Source organism: Rhizobium sp. YTUHZ045 (genome assembly GCF_051124255.1).
In the GTDB taxonomy this organism is placed as follows: domain Bacteria; phylum Pseudomonadota; class Alphaproteobacteria; order Rhizobiales; family Rhizobiaceae; genus Rhizobium.
On record NZ_CP101432.1, the window covers coordinates 4,037,000 to 4,055,237 of the forward strand.

Annotated in this window: 12 protein-coding genes; 9 read left to right on the forward strand and 3 right to left on the reverse strand. The window is 63.0% G+C overall.

The window, feature by feature from the left end; genetic code table 11:
* Positions 1–5: 5 nt before the first annotated feature.
* The 3 genes from NMA58_RS19830 (at position 6) to NMA58_RS19840 (ending at position 7,210) form a co-directional block, all read left to right on the forward strand.
* Positions 6–2,486, forward strand: coding sequence for a glycosyl hydrolase 2 galactose-binding domain-containing protein (locus tag NMA58_RS19830; protein WP_434711671.1), 2,481 nt, complete (start codon positions 6–8; stop codon positions 2,484–2,486).
* 42 nt (positions 2,487–2,528) lie between these two features.
* Positions 2,529–3,707, forward strand: coding sequence for a glycosyltransferase family 4 protein (locus NMA58_RS19835; RefSeq protein ID WP_430960019.1), 1,179 nt, complete (start codon positions 2,529–2,531; stop codon positions 3,705–3,707).
* A gap of 191 nt (positions 3,708–3,898) precedes the next feature.
* Complete coding sequence (locus NMA58_RS19840; RefSeq protein WP_430960018.1) at positions 3,899–7,210, forward strand: oligosaccharide flippase family protein; 3,312 nt, start codon at positions 3,899–3,901, stop codon at positions 7,208–7,210.
* Positions 7,211–7,221: 11 nt separating this feature from the next.
* Here the strand turns inward: NMA58_RS19840 and NMA58_RS19845 are convergent, their stop codons facing one another.
* The 3 genes from NMA58_RS19845 to NMA58_RS19855 all read right to left on the reverse strand — a co-directional run bounded on the left by NMA58_RS19845 (position 7,222) and on the right by NMA58_RS19855 (position 9,758).
* Positions 7,222–8,400 (reverse strand): glycosyltransferase family 4 protein, encoded by a 1,179-nt coding sequence (locus NMA58_RS19845; protein WP_430960069.1) that lies wholly within the window; start codon positions 8,398–8,400, stop codon positions 7,222–7,224.
* A 145-nt stretch (positions 8,401–8,545) separates the two neighbouring features.
* On the reverse strand, positions 8,546–8,782 hold the full coding sequence (locus NMA58_RS19850; protein ID WP_003543721.1) for an Lrp/AsnC ligand binding domain-containing protein: 237 nt from the start codon (positions 8,780–8,782) through the stop codon (positions 8,546–8,548).
* 67 nt (positions 8,783–8,849) lie between these two features.
* On the reverse strand, positions 8,850–9,758 hold the full coding sequence (locus NMA58_RS19855) for a LysR family transcriptional regulator (RefSeq protein WP_430960017.1): 909 nt from the start codon (positions 9,756–9,758) through the stop codon (positions 8,850–8,852).
* A gap of 104 nt (positions 9,759–9,862) precedes the next feature.
* On the opposite strand from NMA58_RS19855, the gene hglS reads away from it, so the two are divergent.
* The 6 genes from hglS (at position 9,863) to NMA58_RS19885 (ending at position 18,232) form a co-directional block, all read left to right on the forward strand.
* Entirely contained in the window at positions 9,863–11,275 is a 1,413-nt protein-coding gene (gene hglS, locus NMA58_RS19860) for a 2-oxoadipate dioxygenase/decarboxylase HglS (RefSeq protein WP_430960016.1), read from the forward strand.
* A gap of 66 nt (positions 11,276–11,341) precedes the next feature.
* Positions 11,342–12,625, forward strand: a complete 1,284-nt coding sequence (locus NMA58_RS19865) for an NAD(P)/FAD-dependent oxidoreductase (RefSeq protein ID WP_434711672.1) — start codon at positions 11,342–11,344, stop codon at positions 12,623–12,625.
* Positions 12,626–12,671: 46 nt separating this feature from the next.
* Positions 12,672–14,210 (forward strand): L-piperidine-6-carboxylate dehydrogenase, encoded by a 1,539-nt coding sequence (gene amaB, locus NMA58_RS19870; protein ID WP_434711673.1) that lies wholly within the window; start codon positions 12,672–12,674, stop codon positions 14,208–14,210.
* Between the two features lie 193 nt (positions 14,211–14,403).
* The gene (locus tag NMA58_RS19875) at positions 14,404–15,426 is read left to right on the forward strand and encodes an iron ABC transporter substrate-binding protein (protein WP_434711674.1); all 1,023 of its coding nucleotides are present in this window, start codon (positions 14,404–14,406) and stop codon (positions 15,424–15,426) included.
* A gap of 104 nt (positions 15,427–15,530) precedes the next feature.
* A complete protein-coding gene (locus NMA58_RS19880) occupies positions 15,531–17,198 on the forward strand; it encodes an ABC transporter permease (RefSeq protein WP_434711675.1) in 1,668 nt (555 codons plus the stop codon).
* Positions 17,195–18,232 carry an ABC transporter ATP-binding protein gene (locus NMA58_RS19885; RefSeq protein ID WP_430960012.1) on the forward strand — a complete coding sequence of 346 codons (1,038 nt, stop codon included), beginning with the start codon at positions 17,195–17,197 and terminating at the stop codon, positions 18,230–18,232. The genes NMA58_RS19880 and NMA58_RS19885 overlap by 4 nt, the downstream gene beginning before the upstream one ends.
* The last annotated feature ends 6 nt before the right edge of the window (positions 18,233–18,238 follow it).

The following is an 18,238-nucleotide window of genomic DNA, read 5'->3' on the forward strand; positions in this document are numbered from 1 at the left end:
AGACAATGCGGGGGCGTTTGGCAAGCATCGGAGCCCGGGAAAGCGTGCTTTCCGAAGGCTGGAATCTGATCCTGACGGAGCCGGGTGCCTGCGCCGTACCACACGATATTCCTCTTTCCGCGCAGTTCATCCCTGCGCCCGTTCCCGGCACGGTTGCGGCAGCGCTTGAAAAAGCCGGGCTCTTCGATCGCGAAAATCCCGAACCGTTGAATACGAAAGACGCCTGGTATCTCTGCCGGCTTTTCGATGCCGAGCCCGGCGAAGCCATCCTGCGTTTCGGCGGGCTGGCCACGATCTGCAATGTCTTCCTCAACGGTCAGGAAATCCTCTTTTCCGAAAGCATGTTCACGGCGCATGAGCTCCCGGTGACGCTTTCGGGCGGCGACGAGCTGGCGCTCTGCTTCCGGGCGCTCGGCCCCCGGTTGTCCGAGCCCGGTTCGCGGGCGCGCTGGCGGCCGCAGATGATCACGCCGGCGGGCCTGAAGAATTTCCGCACTACTCTGCTCGGCCATATGCCGGGCTGGTGCCCCGATATTCATGCCGTCGGGCCATGGCGGGCGATTTCATTGGTGCAACGCGATTCCATATCGATCGACAATGTCTGCATCCGCTCGGTCCTGGAGGAGAGCGGCGCCGGCCGGCTGAGCGTTTCTCTGCATAACAATGCCGAAGATCCGGCAATGCTGCTGCGCTGTGGCGGCATGGAACAGCCTTTCGAGAAGATCGGTGAAAATCATTACTCGGCTATCCTCAAGCTGTCCGACATCGAACCCTGGTGGCCGCATACACATGGCACTCCGCGCCTCTATGATCTGACGCTGGTTTCCGACGGCGAGGAATATTCGCTCGGCAGCACCGGCTTCCGGCGCATCGACGTCGACCGCGGTGCGGATGGCGAAGACTTCGCGCTCCTCGTCAACGGCGAGCGCGTGTTCTGCCGCGGTGCGGTCTGGACGACCGCCGATATTGCGCGGCTGCCGGGCGGGAGGGCGGATTATGAACCATTCCTGCGGCTTGCCTGGCAAGCCGGCATGAACATGATCCGCATCGGCGGCACCATGGCTTACGAGACGCCTGATTTCTTTGCGCTCTGCGACGAGCTCGGCCTGCTCGTGTGGCAGGATTTCATGTTCGCCAATTTCGACTATCCGCGCAACGACAAGGCTTTTCTCGGCCATGTGCATGCCGAGGTCGAAGAGTTCCTGTACGGCGTCCAGGCGTCGCCTTCCCTTGCCGTTCTCTGCGGCGGCAGCGAGATCCATCAGCAGGCGGCGATGCTCGGCCTGCCCAGGGAATTTTGGAGTGGACCGGTGACCGACGAAATCATCCCGGCCATCGCCGCGCGCATGCGTCCCGACGTGCCCTATGTGGCGAATTCGCCCTATGGCGGAGCGATGCCCTTTTCGTCCAATTCCGGCATTGCGCATTATTACGGGGTCGGCGCCTATATGCGGCCGATTGCCGATGCCCGCCGAGCCGATGTGCGCTTTGCCTCCGAAAGCCTCGCCTTTGCGCATGTGCCGCAGCAAAGGACGCTTCAGCGCCATCTCGATGTGCCCGCCGTCCACAGCCCGCTGTGGAAGGCGCGGGTGCCCCGCGATCGCAGCGCATCCTGGGATTTCGAGGATGTTCGCGACTATTATTTGAAGCTTCTTTACGATTTCGACCCGGCCCGGCTGCGCCGCGAAGATCAGGAACGCTATCTCGATCTTTCCCGCGCCGTGACCGGCGAGGTGATCGAAGAGACCTTCGCCGAATGGCGGCGCAAGGGCTCCGGCTGCAACGGAGCACTCGTCTGGACGCTGCAGGATCTGCTGCCCGGCCCCGGCTGGGGCGTGATCGATTCCACCGGCGAACCGAAACCTGTCTGGTATGCGATGCGCCGTGCCTTCCGGCCTGTTCAGGCAGTCTTCACCGACGAGGGAACCAACGGTCTCGACGTGCATGCCATCAACGAGACGGACACCGATCTCGATCTGGAACTCGAGGTCGTGTGCCTGCGCGATGGGAAACAGCAGATCGTCAGTGGCAACTTGGCTTTCAAGCTGGCGGCAAGAAGCGTGGAACGCTTTGCCTCGACCGCGCTGTTCGGCGCCTTCTTCGATACGACCTATGCCTTCCGTTTCGGCCCGCCGGCCCATGATGCAAGTGTGGCGCGCCTGCGCTCCCTCGCCGATGGGGCCGTTCTCGCGGAAAACTTCCATTTCCCCTGCGGACGCGGAAAGGCACTGCACGACGCCAACATCGAGGCGTCACTCGGCAGAGACGGCGACAGCTGGGTCATCGATCTCAGGACCGACCGGCTGGCGCAATCGGTGCATATCGACGTCGAGGGCTACAGGGCCGACGACGACTGGTTCCACCTTGCTCCCGGCCCGGTGCGGCGCTTGAAGCTCTCCGCGCTGCCGGGCACTGAGAGCGATGTTCCGCCGACGGGCGAAATCAGAAATCTTGGCACTTCGCGTCGCATCGGGCTCGCGGGCTGAGGCTCGCAGGGAACAATGCAAACTCACTGGAAAGATCGTGATTTGAGAACGGCATACCGCTATCTACGCGCCCATGTCCTGCAACGGCTGATCCCGCGGTCGCGTCTCGCCTTCAACCCGCGCAAGCCGGTCGAAATCGTCGGCTATCTCTCGATGCCGGTCGGTGTCGGTGAATCGGCGAGGCTCTGTGCAGGGGCGCTTTCCCAAGCGGGAAGGGCAATCTCGCTCTCAGATGTCAGCACGCATCCGGATGAAAAATCCTTTGCCGGCTGGGTGTCGTCGCACCTTCCCGCCGAACCGCCGGGAAGCCGTATCTGGCATCTCAACCCGCCGATGCTCCCGCGCGCCATTCTGAAGATGGGTGTCGCCAATTTCACCCGCGCCTTCAACATCGGCTATTTCGCCTGGGAGCTTGAAGTCGTGCCGGCAGAGTGGCGCAATGGGTTGCGTTACATGAATGCCCTCTTCGTGCCATCGGAATTCACCAGGCGGGCGATCGCACCACTGACGGCAGCGCCTGTCATCGTGGTACCGCATCCCGTCACCGAAAAGCCGGCGAGCGAAGGCATGCGTGAGAAATTCGGCATCGACAAGGAGGCCTTTCTCGTCAGCTTCATTTTCAGCGCCGGCTCTTCGATCAACCGGAAGAACCCCCAGGCGGTGATAGAAGCCTTCAGACTGTTCAGCGCCGAATGCCCGAGCGCCTTTCTGCTGATGAAGGCGAGCGGCGATATTGGCAAGGATCAGAGCTTGCGCGAACTGATTGCTTCGGTCGCCGGCAATAGCCGTATCCGGATCATAAGCGACAAGCTCTCGAACACTGATATCAACGGCCTCATCCGCTCTTCCGATGCCTATCTTTCGCTGCATCGCTCTGAAGGTTTCGGGCTGACGGTTGCCGAGGCGATCATGCAGGATACGCCTGTCGTTTCCACCGCCTGGTCGGGCACGGAAGATTTCTGCGATCCCGACAATACCTGGCTGGTCGACGCTCCCCTCGTCCCCGTCGTCGATACCCATCCCGAATTTGCCGGGCTCGAAAGTGCGGTCTGGGCGGATCCCCCTCCTGAAATCGCGGCCGCGCATCTCGGCGATATCTTTCGTGCGCCCGAGCGTGCACGAGAGAAGGCCGGGAAAGCTCGGGAGTTCCTGCTGCGCTACCTCGCGGAGAACAGTTATGAGAAGGCGCTCCAGAAGCTGGCGGCGATGCAGGCCAGCTAAGGTGAGGCGCCACTCCGCTTTATTTTAATGTTTTCGCATTAGTGATGACGGGTATGCGGCTGCAAAGCATGTTGCGCAAAAGTGTGCAGCGGTTTTGCGATAATGACATGCGTAAAAACAAAAACCTAAAGCGCGAGGAGCGAATCTGAAAGATCGCGGTGCGCTTTAGGCTGATCCTCGCGGATGGACAGATGTCGAAGGGTATTATCGCAAATTCGGTGATGAATGCGGCGGCAGGCATGCTGCTGCTGCTGACGGGCTTCGTCTCCTCGATCATCACCGCGCGCCTGCTCGGGCCGGAGGCCAACGGCATCGTCGCCTTCTCGCTGTGGCTGGTGATGACGGGCGCCTCTATCGCCGAGCTCGGCTCCAGCATCACGCTGCTGAAGACCCTGCCGCAGCTTTCGGCGGAGGGCTATGACGCGGGACGCCGGAGAGGCTTTGCCGCCATCCTCGTCAGCTTCATGATGTTTTCGACGGTGCTGCTGCTGGCGCTCTACGCCCTGTTCTTCCTGACCTCCGAGGAGATGCACTGGGCGAAAACCGCGCCTTCCGTCGCGCTCGTCACCGGCGCGCTGTTCTTCGTCCAGGCGATCGGATCTTTCGTCAAATTCTACCTGATCGGCGAAAAGAAGCTCGGCAGCTTCTTCAAGCTGACCGTCGGCGTCTCGATAATCCAGCTCGCTGGGGTCGCCACCGGCGCCGTTCTCTATGGCGTCGAGGGCGTTCTCGTCGGTTATGCGCTCGGCCAGCTCGTGCTGTTTTTCGCCACACTGCCGATCCTTCTGGCGCGGCGCGACTGGTGCGGAGTTTCACTCAAGTACCTCGCCTCCTCCTCCATCATCCTCTCGATCCAGTTCATCATCGATTCCATCTTTCTCAACCGTCTCGAACTGCTCTTCCTGCAGCAGTTCTGGTCGGTGGAAATGGTCGGCTATTATGCGGTCGGCCTGTCGATCGCCAATATCGCGCTGCAGCTGCCGATCCAGATGACCGGCAGCCTGCTGCCCTATTATTCCGAACGGCGGCACAGCAGCGACGATTCGACCTTGCCGGTCGAGGTCTTCGCCGCCGTCACCCGCAGCATGGCCTATATCGTGCTGCCGATGAGCCTCGGGCTGGCCGCGATCTCCAGCGAACTGGTGCTCGTCGTGTTCGGGGAAGCCTTCCGCCGCAGCGGCACGGTGGTCGCGCTGCTCGCGCTCGTCGCTCCCGCCTACACATTCATGCAGATCCTCAGCCTCTATCTGCTGTCGATGGACAAGGCCCGCTCCCGCCTCAACATCAGTGTGATAGGTGGCCTCCTCATGGTAGCGGGTTGTTTACTGATCATACCTAGGCTTGCCGCCGAGGGGGCCGCAATCGTACGCATTCTCGTGTTCGTTGCGATGTCGGTGATGATGATCAGACAGACAGGATTCGGGTCCCAGCTTTCGGGTCTCTACGCAAGCCTGACGAAGGTGACGCTCGCCTCCGTCTTGTGCGCCTGCGCGGCGATTTCAGTGCTGGAATTCGTCCATGGCCCGATCGGTCTTATCTTCGCGATAATCGCCGGCACGCTTGCGCATTTCGCCGCACTCCGAGTGCTGCGCGCCGTGCCCGTCGAGGATGTCGAGGTCATGCGTTCCATTGTCGAAAAAATGCCGTCGGCACTGCGGCGGCCGGTCAGCCGCCTAATCGACTTCATTGCACCGGGGCGCCCCGGCGATCCCGACCGCGCCAAAGTCGCGCCCGGCGAACTGTCGCTCGAACCGGCCGAAGGTGCCGGACGCAGCGCCGCCCTGCCCGTCGTCTTCGATAGCACGATTGGGCTGTTCATGCCGGAAAACCCTGAAGCCGGGAAACGCTCGGCTGCGGTGCTCTTCGTCAGCCCCTGGGGCTTCGAGGAAATGTGCAGCCGCAAGTTCTTCCGCGTTGCGGCCGAACATTTCTCCGATATAGGCGTGCCCAGTCTGCGTTTCGATTATCGCGGCACCGGCGATGCGCTCGATTTCGGTGCGCTGCCGGCAAGGCTGGAAACCTGGGAAAACTCGATCCGCGCGGCGGCCGCCACGCTGAAATCGCTTACCGGCTGCGACCGCATCATCCTGATCGGCCAAGGTCTCGGCGCGACCCTTGCCCAGCGGATCGGCTCCTCGATCGAGGGCGTCGACAGCCTCGTCATGCTGGCGCCGGTGCTGAGCGGCCGCGCCTATTTGCGTGAGCTCAACATGTGGTCGAAGATCATCGACGCCGATCTCGGCCTCGGCCATGAGCATGTGCAGGCCGCAAAGGTGCAGATCGCCGGGCTTGTCATGCCGGAAGAGATCGCCGCCGAGCTCGGCAAGCTCAACATCGCCGCGCCGCAGGGCCTGGCGGCGTCGCGCTACCTGATCCTCGAACGCCCCGTCAGGGCCGAGGATACCGGCTTTGCCGATGCGCTGCAGGCGCTTGGCGCCAATGTCGACCAGAAAGTGTTCGACGGCTATGACGAGCTCGTCACCAATCCGCTCTTCGCCAAGACACCCTTGGCTGTGGTCGAGCTTTTGACGGCTTGGCTGAAGACGGCGACCGCGGAGACATCCGTAGCTCATTCGCCGGCAGCGATCGAAACCACCCCGCTTGCCGGCGAAGGTTTCGTGGAGACGCCGGTGCGTTTCGGAAGTCACGATCACCTGGTCGGCGTCGTCAGCCGGCCGCTCGGCGAGATCAAGGGCAACGCCGTGCTCTTCCTGTCAACCGCTTATGACCGCCATGCCGGCTGGGGGCGGACGACGGTGGACATGGCGCGCGAACTCGCGCGGCACGGTGTCGTTTCGCTGCGATTCGATTCAGCCAATGTCGGCGACAGTCCGCCGCGGCCGGATGCGCCGGAGCAGGTGCTATATTCGATGACGCAGACCGATGATGCGATCGCCGCGCTCGATCTGCTCGAACGCGTCGTTGCCGGCCCCGTCATGGTCGCTGGCCGCTGCAGCGGCGGCTATGTCGCCTTCCGCGCCGGCGTCGCCGACGAGCGGCTGAAGGCGGTCGTCTCGATCAATCCCTTCGTCTATTACTGGGATCCGAAGGTGCCCGTGCGCCGCGAGCATGTCGTCTCCGTTCCCCGCAGCCTCGACGATTACGGCCAGCGCCTGGCGCGGCTCGACACGTTGAAGCGACTGCTGCGCGGTCAGGTGGACGTGGTGTCGGCGCTGCGCAATATCGTCATCGCCGGCGGCCGGCGAGTGTCGCCCTTCGTCGCGCCGCTGCTCGAACTGCTTCCTGACCGGCGCCACATCGCCCGCGAGGTCCGGCAGTCCTTCGCGCTGTTCGGAAGGCGCAAGGTGCCGCTGACGCTGATCTACAGCGAAGGCGACGTCGGCCTCGATCATGTCTATTTCCATTTCGGCCCGCGCGGCGCCAGGCTCTCCCGCTATCCCAACGTGCGGCTGCTGATGCTGCCGGATGCCGACCACAATCTGACGCCGCCGCAATCGCGCAAATTCGTTCTCGACGAGATCATTCGTCTCGCAAGAGCGTAAGCGGATCTTAGTTAGAGGCTTTCCGAGGCGGCGATATCAAGCGATCTGTAGAGATCGATGTAACGCCCGGCGACGATATCCCAGGAATAGCCACGCGCAGTCTCGAGGAGCTCCGAGCGAAGGGCGTGCGGTCGGCACGCAAGGTCGGCATAAGCCGATTCCATCGTCGTCGCGGCAGTCTCCGGAATGGTGAAATCGGCAAGCATGATGACGGGATGCCGCTCGGCGAGTGTTTGAAAGGCGTCGTTGGCGTTCAGCACCGGCAGCAGGCCGGCACTCATCGCCTCCAGCGCGACCAGGCCGAAACCTTCATATTCCGAAGCGGAGGCGAAGAGCGAAGCCGCAGCGATGATCCGGCGGATGGTATCGTTGTCTGGCGACACATGCAGGGTGACGCGGCCGGTCAGGTCCCGGCTTTCGATTTCGCCTTCGATATCCACCCGGTTCAGGTCGGATTCGGCCCCGACGACGTCGAGATGCCATTCCGGATCGCGGCTCTTCAGAACGGCCATCGCGTCGAGCAGATGGTCCAGCCGCTTGTTCACCGAATATCGGCCGATGGTGACGATGCGGCGCCTTGCCCGGCGTGAGGCGGCGTCGGCGAACTTGCCGATATCGGCGCCGTTCTCGATCAGCACGCTGTTCGGCACGATTTCGGAAAACTGTCGGAGATCGGAGGCGCTGCAGCAGACGACGCGGCGATAGGCTCTCGCGGAGGCGCGGGTCAGCGTGCGGAACCATATCTTCTTGATCGCCGCGTATTTGCGGGTGTGGAAGAACCCGCCATGGGTGGTGACGATTATCGGTTTCCCGTGCAGCATCCGGCCCCAGGCGAGCGCATCGAAGAAGAAGTCGATGGCATGGACGTGCACGAGATCGGCGTCGCCGAGATGACGAAAAACCTGCGGCGCCAGCGGATAACGGCTGCTGCCCGACCACGGGATGCGCACCACCTCGATGCCGTCGATATTCTCGCAAGCCGGCAGCTTATCTTCAGGCGCGGTGAACAGCGAGTTCAGCGTGACGACGCGGACACGATAGCCACGCCGGAGGGTCTGGCGGCTGAGATTGGCGACGACGTCTTCCAGGCCGCCGCGATTGGGCAGGAACTGGCGCACGACATGGACGATCAGCGGCGCCGTTTGCGGCTGCGGATTCTCACGCCCCCTATCTGCCTCGACGATCGCCATTTTCCACCTATCGCTGCGCATGCCAAACGCGTGTTGGCGCGGATTTATAGCAACGACCTGATATCTCAGGCGTTAAGGCGTGGTTTCAGCGACGTCCCGGGGAAGCGATTCTTCGCGAAAAGGGTTAACCGTGTCTGACGAGAATTCAGAAGGCTTTGAAGGTGAGGGTCGTCAGCGACCGGACGATGCCTGGAATATTGGCGATATTGTCGTTGATGAACTTGCCGATATCCTGACCTTCCTCGATATAGACCTTCAACAGCAGGTCGTAATCGCCGCTTGTGGAATAGAGCTCCGAGACCAGCTCGGTCTGGTAGATGGCATCGGCGACGTCATAGGTCTTGCCGGGGGCGCACTGGAGCTGGACGAAGATCGGCTTCATGGAAATTTCCTGCAAAGTTGTTTGGCCGCATAATGGTCGAAAGCGCCATGCCGATGCAAGCCGTTCCTCACACGGTCCCTTCGGCCGCCGCTTCCGCGACGATCCAGTCGCGAAAGGCGGCAAGCGGCGCATAATCGGCGCGCTCGCTGGGACAGGCGAGATAATAGCGCTCTCGGCTCTCCATCTCCCGGTCGACGGCGGCGACGAGATCGCCGCGCCTGAGTTCTTCCTGCATCAGGAATGTCGGCAACAGGGCGACACCGAGGCCGGCGATCGCCGCTTGCGCTGCGGTGGCGAACTGGTCGAAGAGCATGCCGTGCACGCTTTCGAAGGAAACATCATTGCCGGCGAACCATTGTTCCCAGGCATCGGGGCGCGTCGTCAGATGCAGAAGCGGAACGGCAAGCAGATCCTCTGGCCGCGAAATCCTGTGCTGTTTCAGAAAATCGGGACTGCAGGCCGGCACCGTGCGCTCCGACATGAGCAAGGTCAGTTCTGCGCCGGGCCAGTGCGGGTGACCGAAGTGGATCGCGGCGTCGATCGAATCGAGGCGGAAGTCGAAGGGCGAAAGCCGGGTCGCCAGATTGATGGTCACGCCGGGATTTGCGCCGAGAAAGCGCCCCAGGCGCGGCGCCAGCCAGCGCGTGCCGAAGGTCGGCAGGATGGCGAGATTGAGCGTGCCGCCATGCGGATTGGCGCGCAGGTTCAGCGAGGCGCTCGAGATGCGTCGCAGCGCCTCGCGTATCTCGCGGGCATAACCGTCGCCGGCCAGCGTCAGCCGCATGGTTTTGCGTTCGCGCAGGAAAAGCTCGACGCCGAGCTGCTCCTCCAGTGCGCTGACCTGACGGCTGACGGCGCTCTGCGTCAGATCGAGTTCGCGCGCCGCCGCCGTCACGCTGCCTGTGCGGGCGACCGCCTCGAAGGCGGCGAGATGTGAAATCGATGGCAGAAAACGTCTTGAAGCGAGCATGATCATTCCGTTTCAGAATGAGCTATTTCCGAAATGTCGATATTTTCGGGATTCCCGCGATTGTAAAGAGCTTCATCCTGCAAAAACGGAATGAGCCGGAGTTTTCCAAGATGCCGCAAGCCTTCGTTTCCACAGACCATATCCGTTCGCTTTTCACTGAGGCGATGTCGCAGATGTACCGGACGGAGGTGCCGCAATACGGCACCCTGATCGAACTGGTGGCGGATGTGAATGCCGCCTGCCTCGAAAAGGATTCCGCTCTGCGCGAACGCCTCGCCTGCGCCGGCGAATTGGAGCGCATCGATATCGAGCGCCACGGCGCTATCCGGCTCGGAACGCCGGAAGAGCTTTTCACTATCCGCCGGCTATTTGCCGTCATGGGCATGCAGGCGGTCGGTTATTACGATCTTTCGGTGGCCGGCGTGCCGGTTCACTCCACTTGCTTCCGGCCGATCGACGAGGCGGCGCTCAACACCAATCCCTTCCGCGTCTTCACCTCGCTGCTGCGCCTGGAACTGATCGAGGACGAAGGCCTGCGTGGCGAAGCCGAGGCCATTCTGGCCAAGCGACGCATCTATACGCCGCGCGCCGTCGCGCTGATCGAGCGTCACGAGCAGAATGGCGGCCTGACCGAGGCGGAAGCGAGCGAATTCGTCGCCGAGGCGCTTGAAACCTTCCGCTGGCACGGCGAAGCCACCGTCAGCGCCGAAACCTACAAGCGCCTGCATGATGCGCATCGGCTGATCGCCGACGTCGTCAGCTTCAAGGGCCCGCACATCAACCACTTGACGCCGCGCACCCTCGATATCGATGCGGTGCAGGCCCGCATGCCGGAACGCGGCATCACTCCGAAGGCAGTCATCGAAGGGCCGCCGCGCCGGCAGTGCGATATCCTGCTGCGGCAGACGAGCTTCAAGGCGCTGGAGGAGGCGATCGTCTTCTCGGGTGACGAGGGTGCGGTCCAGGGCACGCATACCGCCCGCTTCGGCGAGATCGAACAGCGCGGCGTGGCGTTGACGGCCAAGGGCCGGGCGCTCTACGACCGACTGCTTGCCTCGGTTCGCGGCGAAGTGCAGGTCGGCGCCGGCGGCGCCAAAGCCGGCGCCTATGATCAGGAACTGGCTGAGCGCTTCAAGGCGCTGCCGGACAGCTGGGATGAGCTGCGCAGCCAGGATCTCGCCTTCTTTCGTTATTCCGCCACGCCCGCGGGCATTGCCGCCGCGATCGCCGGGACCTTGCCGCGCGATCCCGAAGCGCTCCTCGCCAAGGGCTATCTCGCTTTCGCGCCGATCGTCTATGAAGACTTCCTGCCCGTCAGCGCGGCCGGCATCTTCCAGTCGAATCTCGGCACCGATCAGCAGCAGAATTATGCGACACGATCGAACCGCGACGCCTTCGAGACCGCACTCGGAGCGACCGTTCAGGACGAGCTGGCGCTTTACGCGGAACGGCAGGCCGCATCGCTGGATGCCGCGATGAAGGCGCTCGGGCTCGCGGATCTGCAGCTGAGGACCGTTGCGTGAAATCGCCGCTTCAACACCTGTTCTTATGCGCTAGAGTACACCGGTTTCATCTGATCGGACTGTACCATGCTGAATGATCCGCGCTCCCACGGCCTCTGGGAAAAGACCGCCGGCGAACCGCCGGCGACCTCACCCCTCCAAGGCGCGGTGTCGACCGACGTCGTCATCGTCGGCGGCGGCTACACAGGTCTGTCCTCCGGCCTGCATCTTGCCGAGGCTGGGTCGAAGGTGGTGCTGCTGGAGGCGAAAGAGATCGGCTTCGGCGGTGCGGGGCGCAATGTCGGCCTGATCAATGCCGGCATGTGGGTGATGCCCAACGACCTGCCCGGCGTGCTCGGCCCCGTCCATGGTGAACGCCTGCTCGAGTTGCTCGGCAACGCGCCGAAGCTCGTCATGGAATTGATCGACAAACATGGGATCGCTTGCGAACTCGAGCGCAGCGGCACGCTGCACTGCGCCGTCGGCGCCGACGGGCTGAAGGAGATCGAGGAGCGCGCGGCGCAATGGGCCGCGCGCGGCGCGCCGGTCGCGCTGCTCGATGCCACCGAGACGGCCAGGCGTGTCGGCAGCGAGGCTTATGCCGGTTCGCTGCTCGATCTGCGCGCCGGAACGCTGCAGCCGCTTGCCTATGCACGCGGCCTTGCCCATGCCGCGGTCAAGGCGGGTGTCGCCGTCCATACATCGAGCCCCGTCATCGCAACGGAGCGTCGCGGCAGCCGCTGGACCGTGAAGACGGAAAGCGGCGAAGTCAGCGCGGACTGGATTATCGTCGCGACCGATGCCTACAGCACCGGCCCCTTCGAGCAGGTGCGCAACGAGCAGGTCTATCTGCCCTATTTCAATTTCGCCACCGTGCCGCTCGGCCACAATCTGCGTCAGTCGATCCTGCCCGGCCGGGAGGGCGCATGGGACACCAAGGACATTCTCTCCTCCTTTCGCATGGATCAGGCTGGGCGCCTCGTCTTCGGCAGCGTCGGAGCGCTGCGCAATACCGGGCTTGCCGTGCATAAGGGCTGGGCCAAGCGCGCCCTGAAGCGGCTCTTTCCCGTTATCGGCGACGTCGAGTTCGAATGCGAATGGTATGGCCAGATCGGCATGACCGACAATGCGCTGCCGCGTTTCCACAAATTCGCCCCCAATGTCATCGGCTTTTCGGGCTATAATGGCCGCGGCATAGCTCCCGGTACGGTCTTCGGCCGCACATTGGCCGAACATATTCTCGGCCGGCTTGCCGAGGCCGATCTGCCGCTGCCGCTGACGTCACCCACCGAGCCACGCTTCCGTGCGCTCAGGGAACTATGGTACGAAGCCGGCGCCCAGGTCGCCCATTTCGCCGATGCCCGCTTCTGAGAACCGATGTCCGCTTCTTGAGAACAATAAGATTGGAAACCCGACAATGACCATAGCCGTCCTCGATCTCGCCACCGAAACCGCCAAGCTGCTCGCCGAACTCGGCGTCGATGCCGGCCGCTATCACGGCGGCACGCTGTCCGTCACCTCGCCGGTCACCGGCAAGGAAATCGGCAGGCTCAGAGAACATTCCGTTTCCGAAACGAAAGCGGCGATCGAAGAGGCGCACAAGGCTTTCCTGGAATGGCGTAATGTGCCGGCGCCGAAGCGCGGCGAGTTGATCCGCCTGCTCGGCGAGGAGCTGCGTGCCGCCAAGACGGCGCTCGGCCGCCTCGTCTCGATCGAAGTCGGCAAGATCACCTCCGAGGGCCTCGGCGAGGTTCAGGAGATGATCGACATCTGCGATTTCGCCGTCGGCCTGTCGCGCCAGCTCTATGGCCTGACGATCGCCACCGAGCGCTCGGAGCACCGGATGATGGAAAGCTGGCATCCGCTCGGTGCCATCGGCATCATTTCTGCCTTCAACTTCCCGGTCGCCGTTTGGTCGTGGAATGCAGCGCTGGCGATGGTCTGCGGCAATTCCACCGTCTGGAAACCCTCGGAAAAGACGCCACTGACCGCCCTTGCCGTGCAGGCGCTGTTCGAAAAGGCCCTGAAGCGCTTCGTCGCCGAGGGCGGCAAGGCGCCGGCCAATCTCTCCACCCTGATCATCGGCGGCCGTGAGGTGGGCGAGGTGCTGGTCGACCACCCGAAAATCCCGCTCGTTTCTGCCACCGGCTCGACGGCCATGGGCCGCGCCGTCGGCCCGCGCCTGTCGCAGCGTTTTGCCCGCGCCATACTCGAACTCGGCGGCAACAATGCCGCGATCGTCTGCCCGAGCGCCGATCTCGACCTGACGCTGCGTGGTGTGGCCTTCTCCGCCATGGGCACGGCCGGCCAGCGCTGCACGACGCTGCGCCGTCTCTTCGTCCATGAAAGCGTCTATGACCAGCTCGTGCCGCGCCTGCAGAAGGCCTACGGCTCCGTCACCATCGGCAATCCGCTGGAGACCGGCACACTGGTGGGCCCGCTGATCGACGGTCAGGCTTTCGAGAAGATGCAGGCGGCGCTCGGCGAGGCAAAGGCGGCCGGCGGCAAGGTGACCGGCGGCGAACGCGTCGACAATGGTTCGGCCGATGCCTTCTACGTTCGCCCGGCGCTGGTCGAAATGCCCGATCAGATCGGCCCGGTCGAGCACGAGACCTTCGCGCCCATTCTCTACGTCATGAAATACAGCGATTTCAATGCGGTGCTGGACTTGCACAATGCCGTGCCGCAGGGATTGTCGTCGTCGATCTTCACCAACGACATGCGCGAGGCGGAAACCTTCGTTTCGGCGCGCGGCTCGGATTGCGGTATCGCCAACGTCAACCTCGGGCCTTCGGGCGCCGAAATCGGCGGCGCCTTCGGGGGCGAAAAAGAGACCGGCGGCGGACGCGAATCCGGCTCGGATGCCTGGAAGGCCTATATGCGCCGCGCGACCAACACGATCAATTACGGCAGCACGCTGCCGCTTGCGCAGGGTGTCAAGTTCGACGTCGAATAAGCACAATCTCAACAAAGGCGACACTGGGCCCAGCGTCGCCTTTTTGTCTCGATCGAGATTTATTCCCTCGCAATCTGAAATATTGGGTCAAGATTTTGTGATGCTTTTTTCTCAGCGACGAAACTTGAAATAGCCAGTCAAGAAAAATATACGCCTCTTACCCTGTTGGGGTGACATCGCCATGGAGGCCCTCATGATAACTGCTGTTAACCGTTTTTCCCACGTGCTGGCGCTCGCCGCTTCGCTTCTCTCCACCACGGTGCTCGCAGGCAGCGCCAATGCGCAGGATGAAGGTCTCGTCGTCTACAATGCGCAGCACGAAAGCCTGGGCCGCGAATGGATCGATGCCTTTACCAAGGAGACCGGCATCAAGGTCACCATGCGCCAGGGCGGCGACATGCAGTTCGCCAACCAGATCATTCAGGAAGGCGACGCATCCCCCGCCGATGTTTTCCTGACCGAGAATTCGCCGGCCATGACGCTGGTAGACGGCGCCGGCCTCTTCGCCCCGGTCGAAAAGGAAACACTGGATCAGGTGCCGGAGCAGTATCGCCCGGCCGACGGCATGTGGACCGGCATTGCCGCCCGCTCTACCGTCTTTGCCTATGACAAGACGAAGCTCAGCGAAGACAAGCTGCCGAAGTCGCTGCTCGACCTCGCCGACCCCGCCTGGAAGGGCCGCTGGGGTGCATCGCCCGCCGGCGCCGACTTTCAGGCCATCGTCGCGGCGCTGCTGCAGCTGAAGGGTCAAGATGCCACCAAGGCATGGCTGAAGGGTCTCAAGGACAATGCGACGCCCTACAAGGGCAACAGTGTTGCCATGAAGGCGGTCAATTCAGGTGAAGTCGAAGGCGCGGTCATCTATCACTACTACTGGTTCGGCGATCAGGCAAAGACCGGCGAAAACAGCAAGAATGTCGGCATGCATTACTTCAAGAATCAGGATCCGGGCGCTTTCATCAGCGTTTCGGGCGGCGGCGTCCTGAAGTCCACGCAGCACATGAAGGAAGCGCAGGCTTTCCTGAAATTCGTCACCAGCAAGGCAGGCCAGGCGGTTCTGAAGAACGGCACCTCCTATGAATATGCCGTCGGCAAGGACGCCCCTTCCAATGACAAGCTCGTTCCGCTTGCCGACCTCAATGCTCCGAAGGTGGAAGCCTCGACGCTGGACAGCAAAAAGGTCGTGGAACTGATGACAGCGGCAGGTCTGATTTAGGCTTTCTGCGTGTCGCAGCACCTGTGCGGGAGAAGCGTCGGGCTTTCTGCCGCAGGCTTGCAGCAGCCAAAACTATTGCTTTTGGCTCAAGAAAACCTTAGGGCATGACGGGATCGGGCAACTGTCTTTCCAAGACGGTTGCCTTCCTTTTTCAGCGTATGAAGGCATCGGCCTTGCTGCAGGACAACAGATTTTTCGTCGCCGGCAACGAGGCGCCGGTCGCGCCGAAGCGCGCGCGAATGCTATTGCCGCGCCGGCGCATGCCGCACGCGCCCGTGATGCTACTCGCCACCGTCATCGCGATCTTCAGTCTCGTGCCGCTCGGCTTCATCGGCTGGATAACTTACGATGTTGGCTGGGAGACGGTGAAAACACTCGTCTTCCGGGCCCGTGTCGGTGAACTCCTCATCAATACGGTTCTTTTGGAATCGATCACCATCCCGCTGTCGATCGCGCTAGCCGTGACGCTTGCCTGGCTGACCGAACGAACGGATATACCGTTCGCCAGGCTCTGGGCCTGGCTGGCGATCGCGCCGCTCGCGGTGCCGGCCTTCGTGCACAGCTATGCCTGGGTCAGCCTTATCCCCGGCATGCGCGGCCTTGAGAGCGGCGTCTTCGTTTCTGTCCTCGCTTACTATCCCTTTCTCTATCTGCCGGTTGCCGCAGCGTTGCGCCGTCTCGACCCGGCCATCGAGGATGCCGCCGCCTCCCTTGGTCTCGACCCCTGGCGCGTCTTCTTCCGAACCGTGCTGCCGCAGTTGAGGTTTGCCATTTGCGGCGGGTCGCTGCTGATCGCGCTGCACCTGCTGTCGGAATACGGCCTGTTCGTCATGATCCGGTTCGACACTTTCGCCACCGCGATCGTCGACCAGTTCCAATCCTCCTACAACAGCCCGGCCTCCAACATGCTCGGCGGTGTACTCGTTGCCTGCTGCCTTTTCCTGCTTGGCCTCGAAGTGCTGCTGCGCGGCAACGAACGTTATGCCCGCGTCGGCTCCGGCTCGCCGCGTCCGGCCGATCGCCGGCGTCTCGGCTGGTTCGTGGTGCCGGCCATCCTGCTGCCTGTTGTCCTGGCGGTGCTGACGCTCGGCGTGCCGTTGATGACGCTCGGCCGCTGGCTCTATCTCGGCGGCAGCGAGATCTGGCGCATCGAGGTCGGCAGCGCCTTCCTGCAGACGATGGCGCTCGCTCTGGCCGGCGGCGTGCTGGCGACGGTTGCCGCAGCCCCCATGGCCTGGCTTTCCGTGCGCGCCCCAGGCCGCTTCCAGCGCCTGCTCGAAGCCTGCCACTATTATGTCGGCTCGCTGCCAGGCGTCGTGGTCGCGCTGGCGCTGGTGACGATCACCGTTCGTATCGTGCTGCCGCTCTATCAGACCTTCGCAACGCTGCTCGTCGCCTATGTGATGCTTTTCCTGCCCCGGGCCATGGTCGGCCTGCGCGCCAGCATCGCCCAGGCGCCGGTGGAGCTGGAGCGCGCCGCGATGGGCCTCGGCCGCACCCCCGGCCAGGCGGTGCGGCAGATCACCATGCGGCTTGCCGCACCGGGGGCCGCTGCCAGCATCGCCCTGACCGCACTTGGCATTACCAATGAACTCACGGCGACGCTGATGCTCTCGCCAAACGGCGTCGATACGCTGGCGACGAAATTCTGGTCGCTGACGAGCGAGATCGATTATGTCTCGGCCGCCCCTTACGCCGTCATGATGGTCGTGCTCTCGCTGCCGCTCACCCTGACGCTTTATACGCAATCGAAACGGACCGCCGGCCAATGACGCTGCTTACGATCGAAAACATCAGCAAGCGCTACGGGCCTGTCCAGGCGCTGAAGGATATTTCGCTCGATGTCCAGGCCGGCAGCCGCACAGCCGTCGTCGGGCCGTCCGGCTCGGGCAAGACGACCCTGCTGCGCATCATCGCCGGCTTCGAGCAGGCCGATGCCGGCAGGGTGACATTGGATGGCGACGTGCTGGCCGATGGCCTGGCGGCGGTGCCGGCCCACAAGCGGGGCATCGGCATCGTCTCCCAGGATGGCGCGCTGTTTCCGCACTTAAGCGTGGCTGAAAATATCGGCTTCGGCTTCGAACGGGGTGCTGCCGATCGTGAGCGGCGCATCGCCGAACTGCTCGATATGGTCGAGCTCGACCGCGGCATGCTGGCGCGGCGCCCGCACCAGCTCTCCGGCGGGCAGCAGCAGCGCGTGGCGCTCGCCCGCGCGCTTGGTCGCAAGCCGCGGCTGATGCTGCTCGACGAACCATTCTCGGCGCTCGACACCGGCTTGCGGGAAAACATGCGCAAGGCTGTCGCGCGCGTCCTGCAGGCGGCCGGCATTACCGCGGTTCTCGTGACTCACGATCAGGAAGAGGCACTGAGTTTTGCCGATCAGGTCGCGGTCCTGAGGGAAGGGCGGCTGATCCAGGCGGGATCGCCGCAAACGCTATATCTGCATCCCAGAGACCGCGAGACGGCGCTGTTCCTCGGCGATGCCGTGCTGCTTCCGGCCATCATCCGGAACGGTCTTGCCGACTGTGCTCTCGGCCATGTCGCCGTCGAAGGCAGCCGCCAGGGCAAAGCGGAAATCATGCTGCGGCCCGAGCAGATTCGCGTCATTGCCGGGGAAAGCGATCGCGACTACGGCGGACGGGTTGTCGAGGTGGAGTTCGGCGGCGCGGTCTGCACGGTCGCCGTCTCGCTCGATGGCGTTGCCCTGCCGCCGATCCGGATCAAAACCTCGAGCGTCGCCCTTCCCTCGCGAGGCGATCTCGTGCGCCTGGATATATCGGGCAAGGCACACGTCTTCGATCGCTGAGCATAA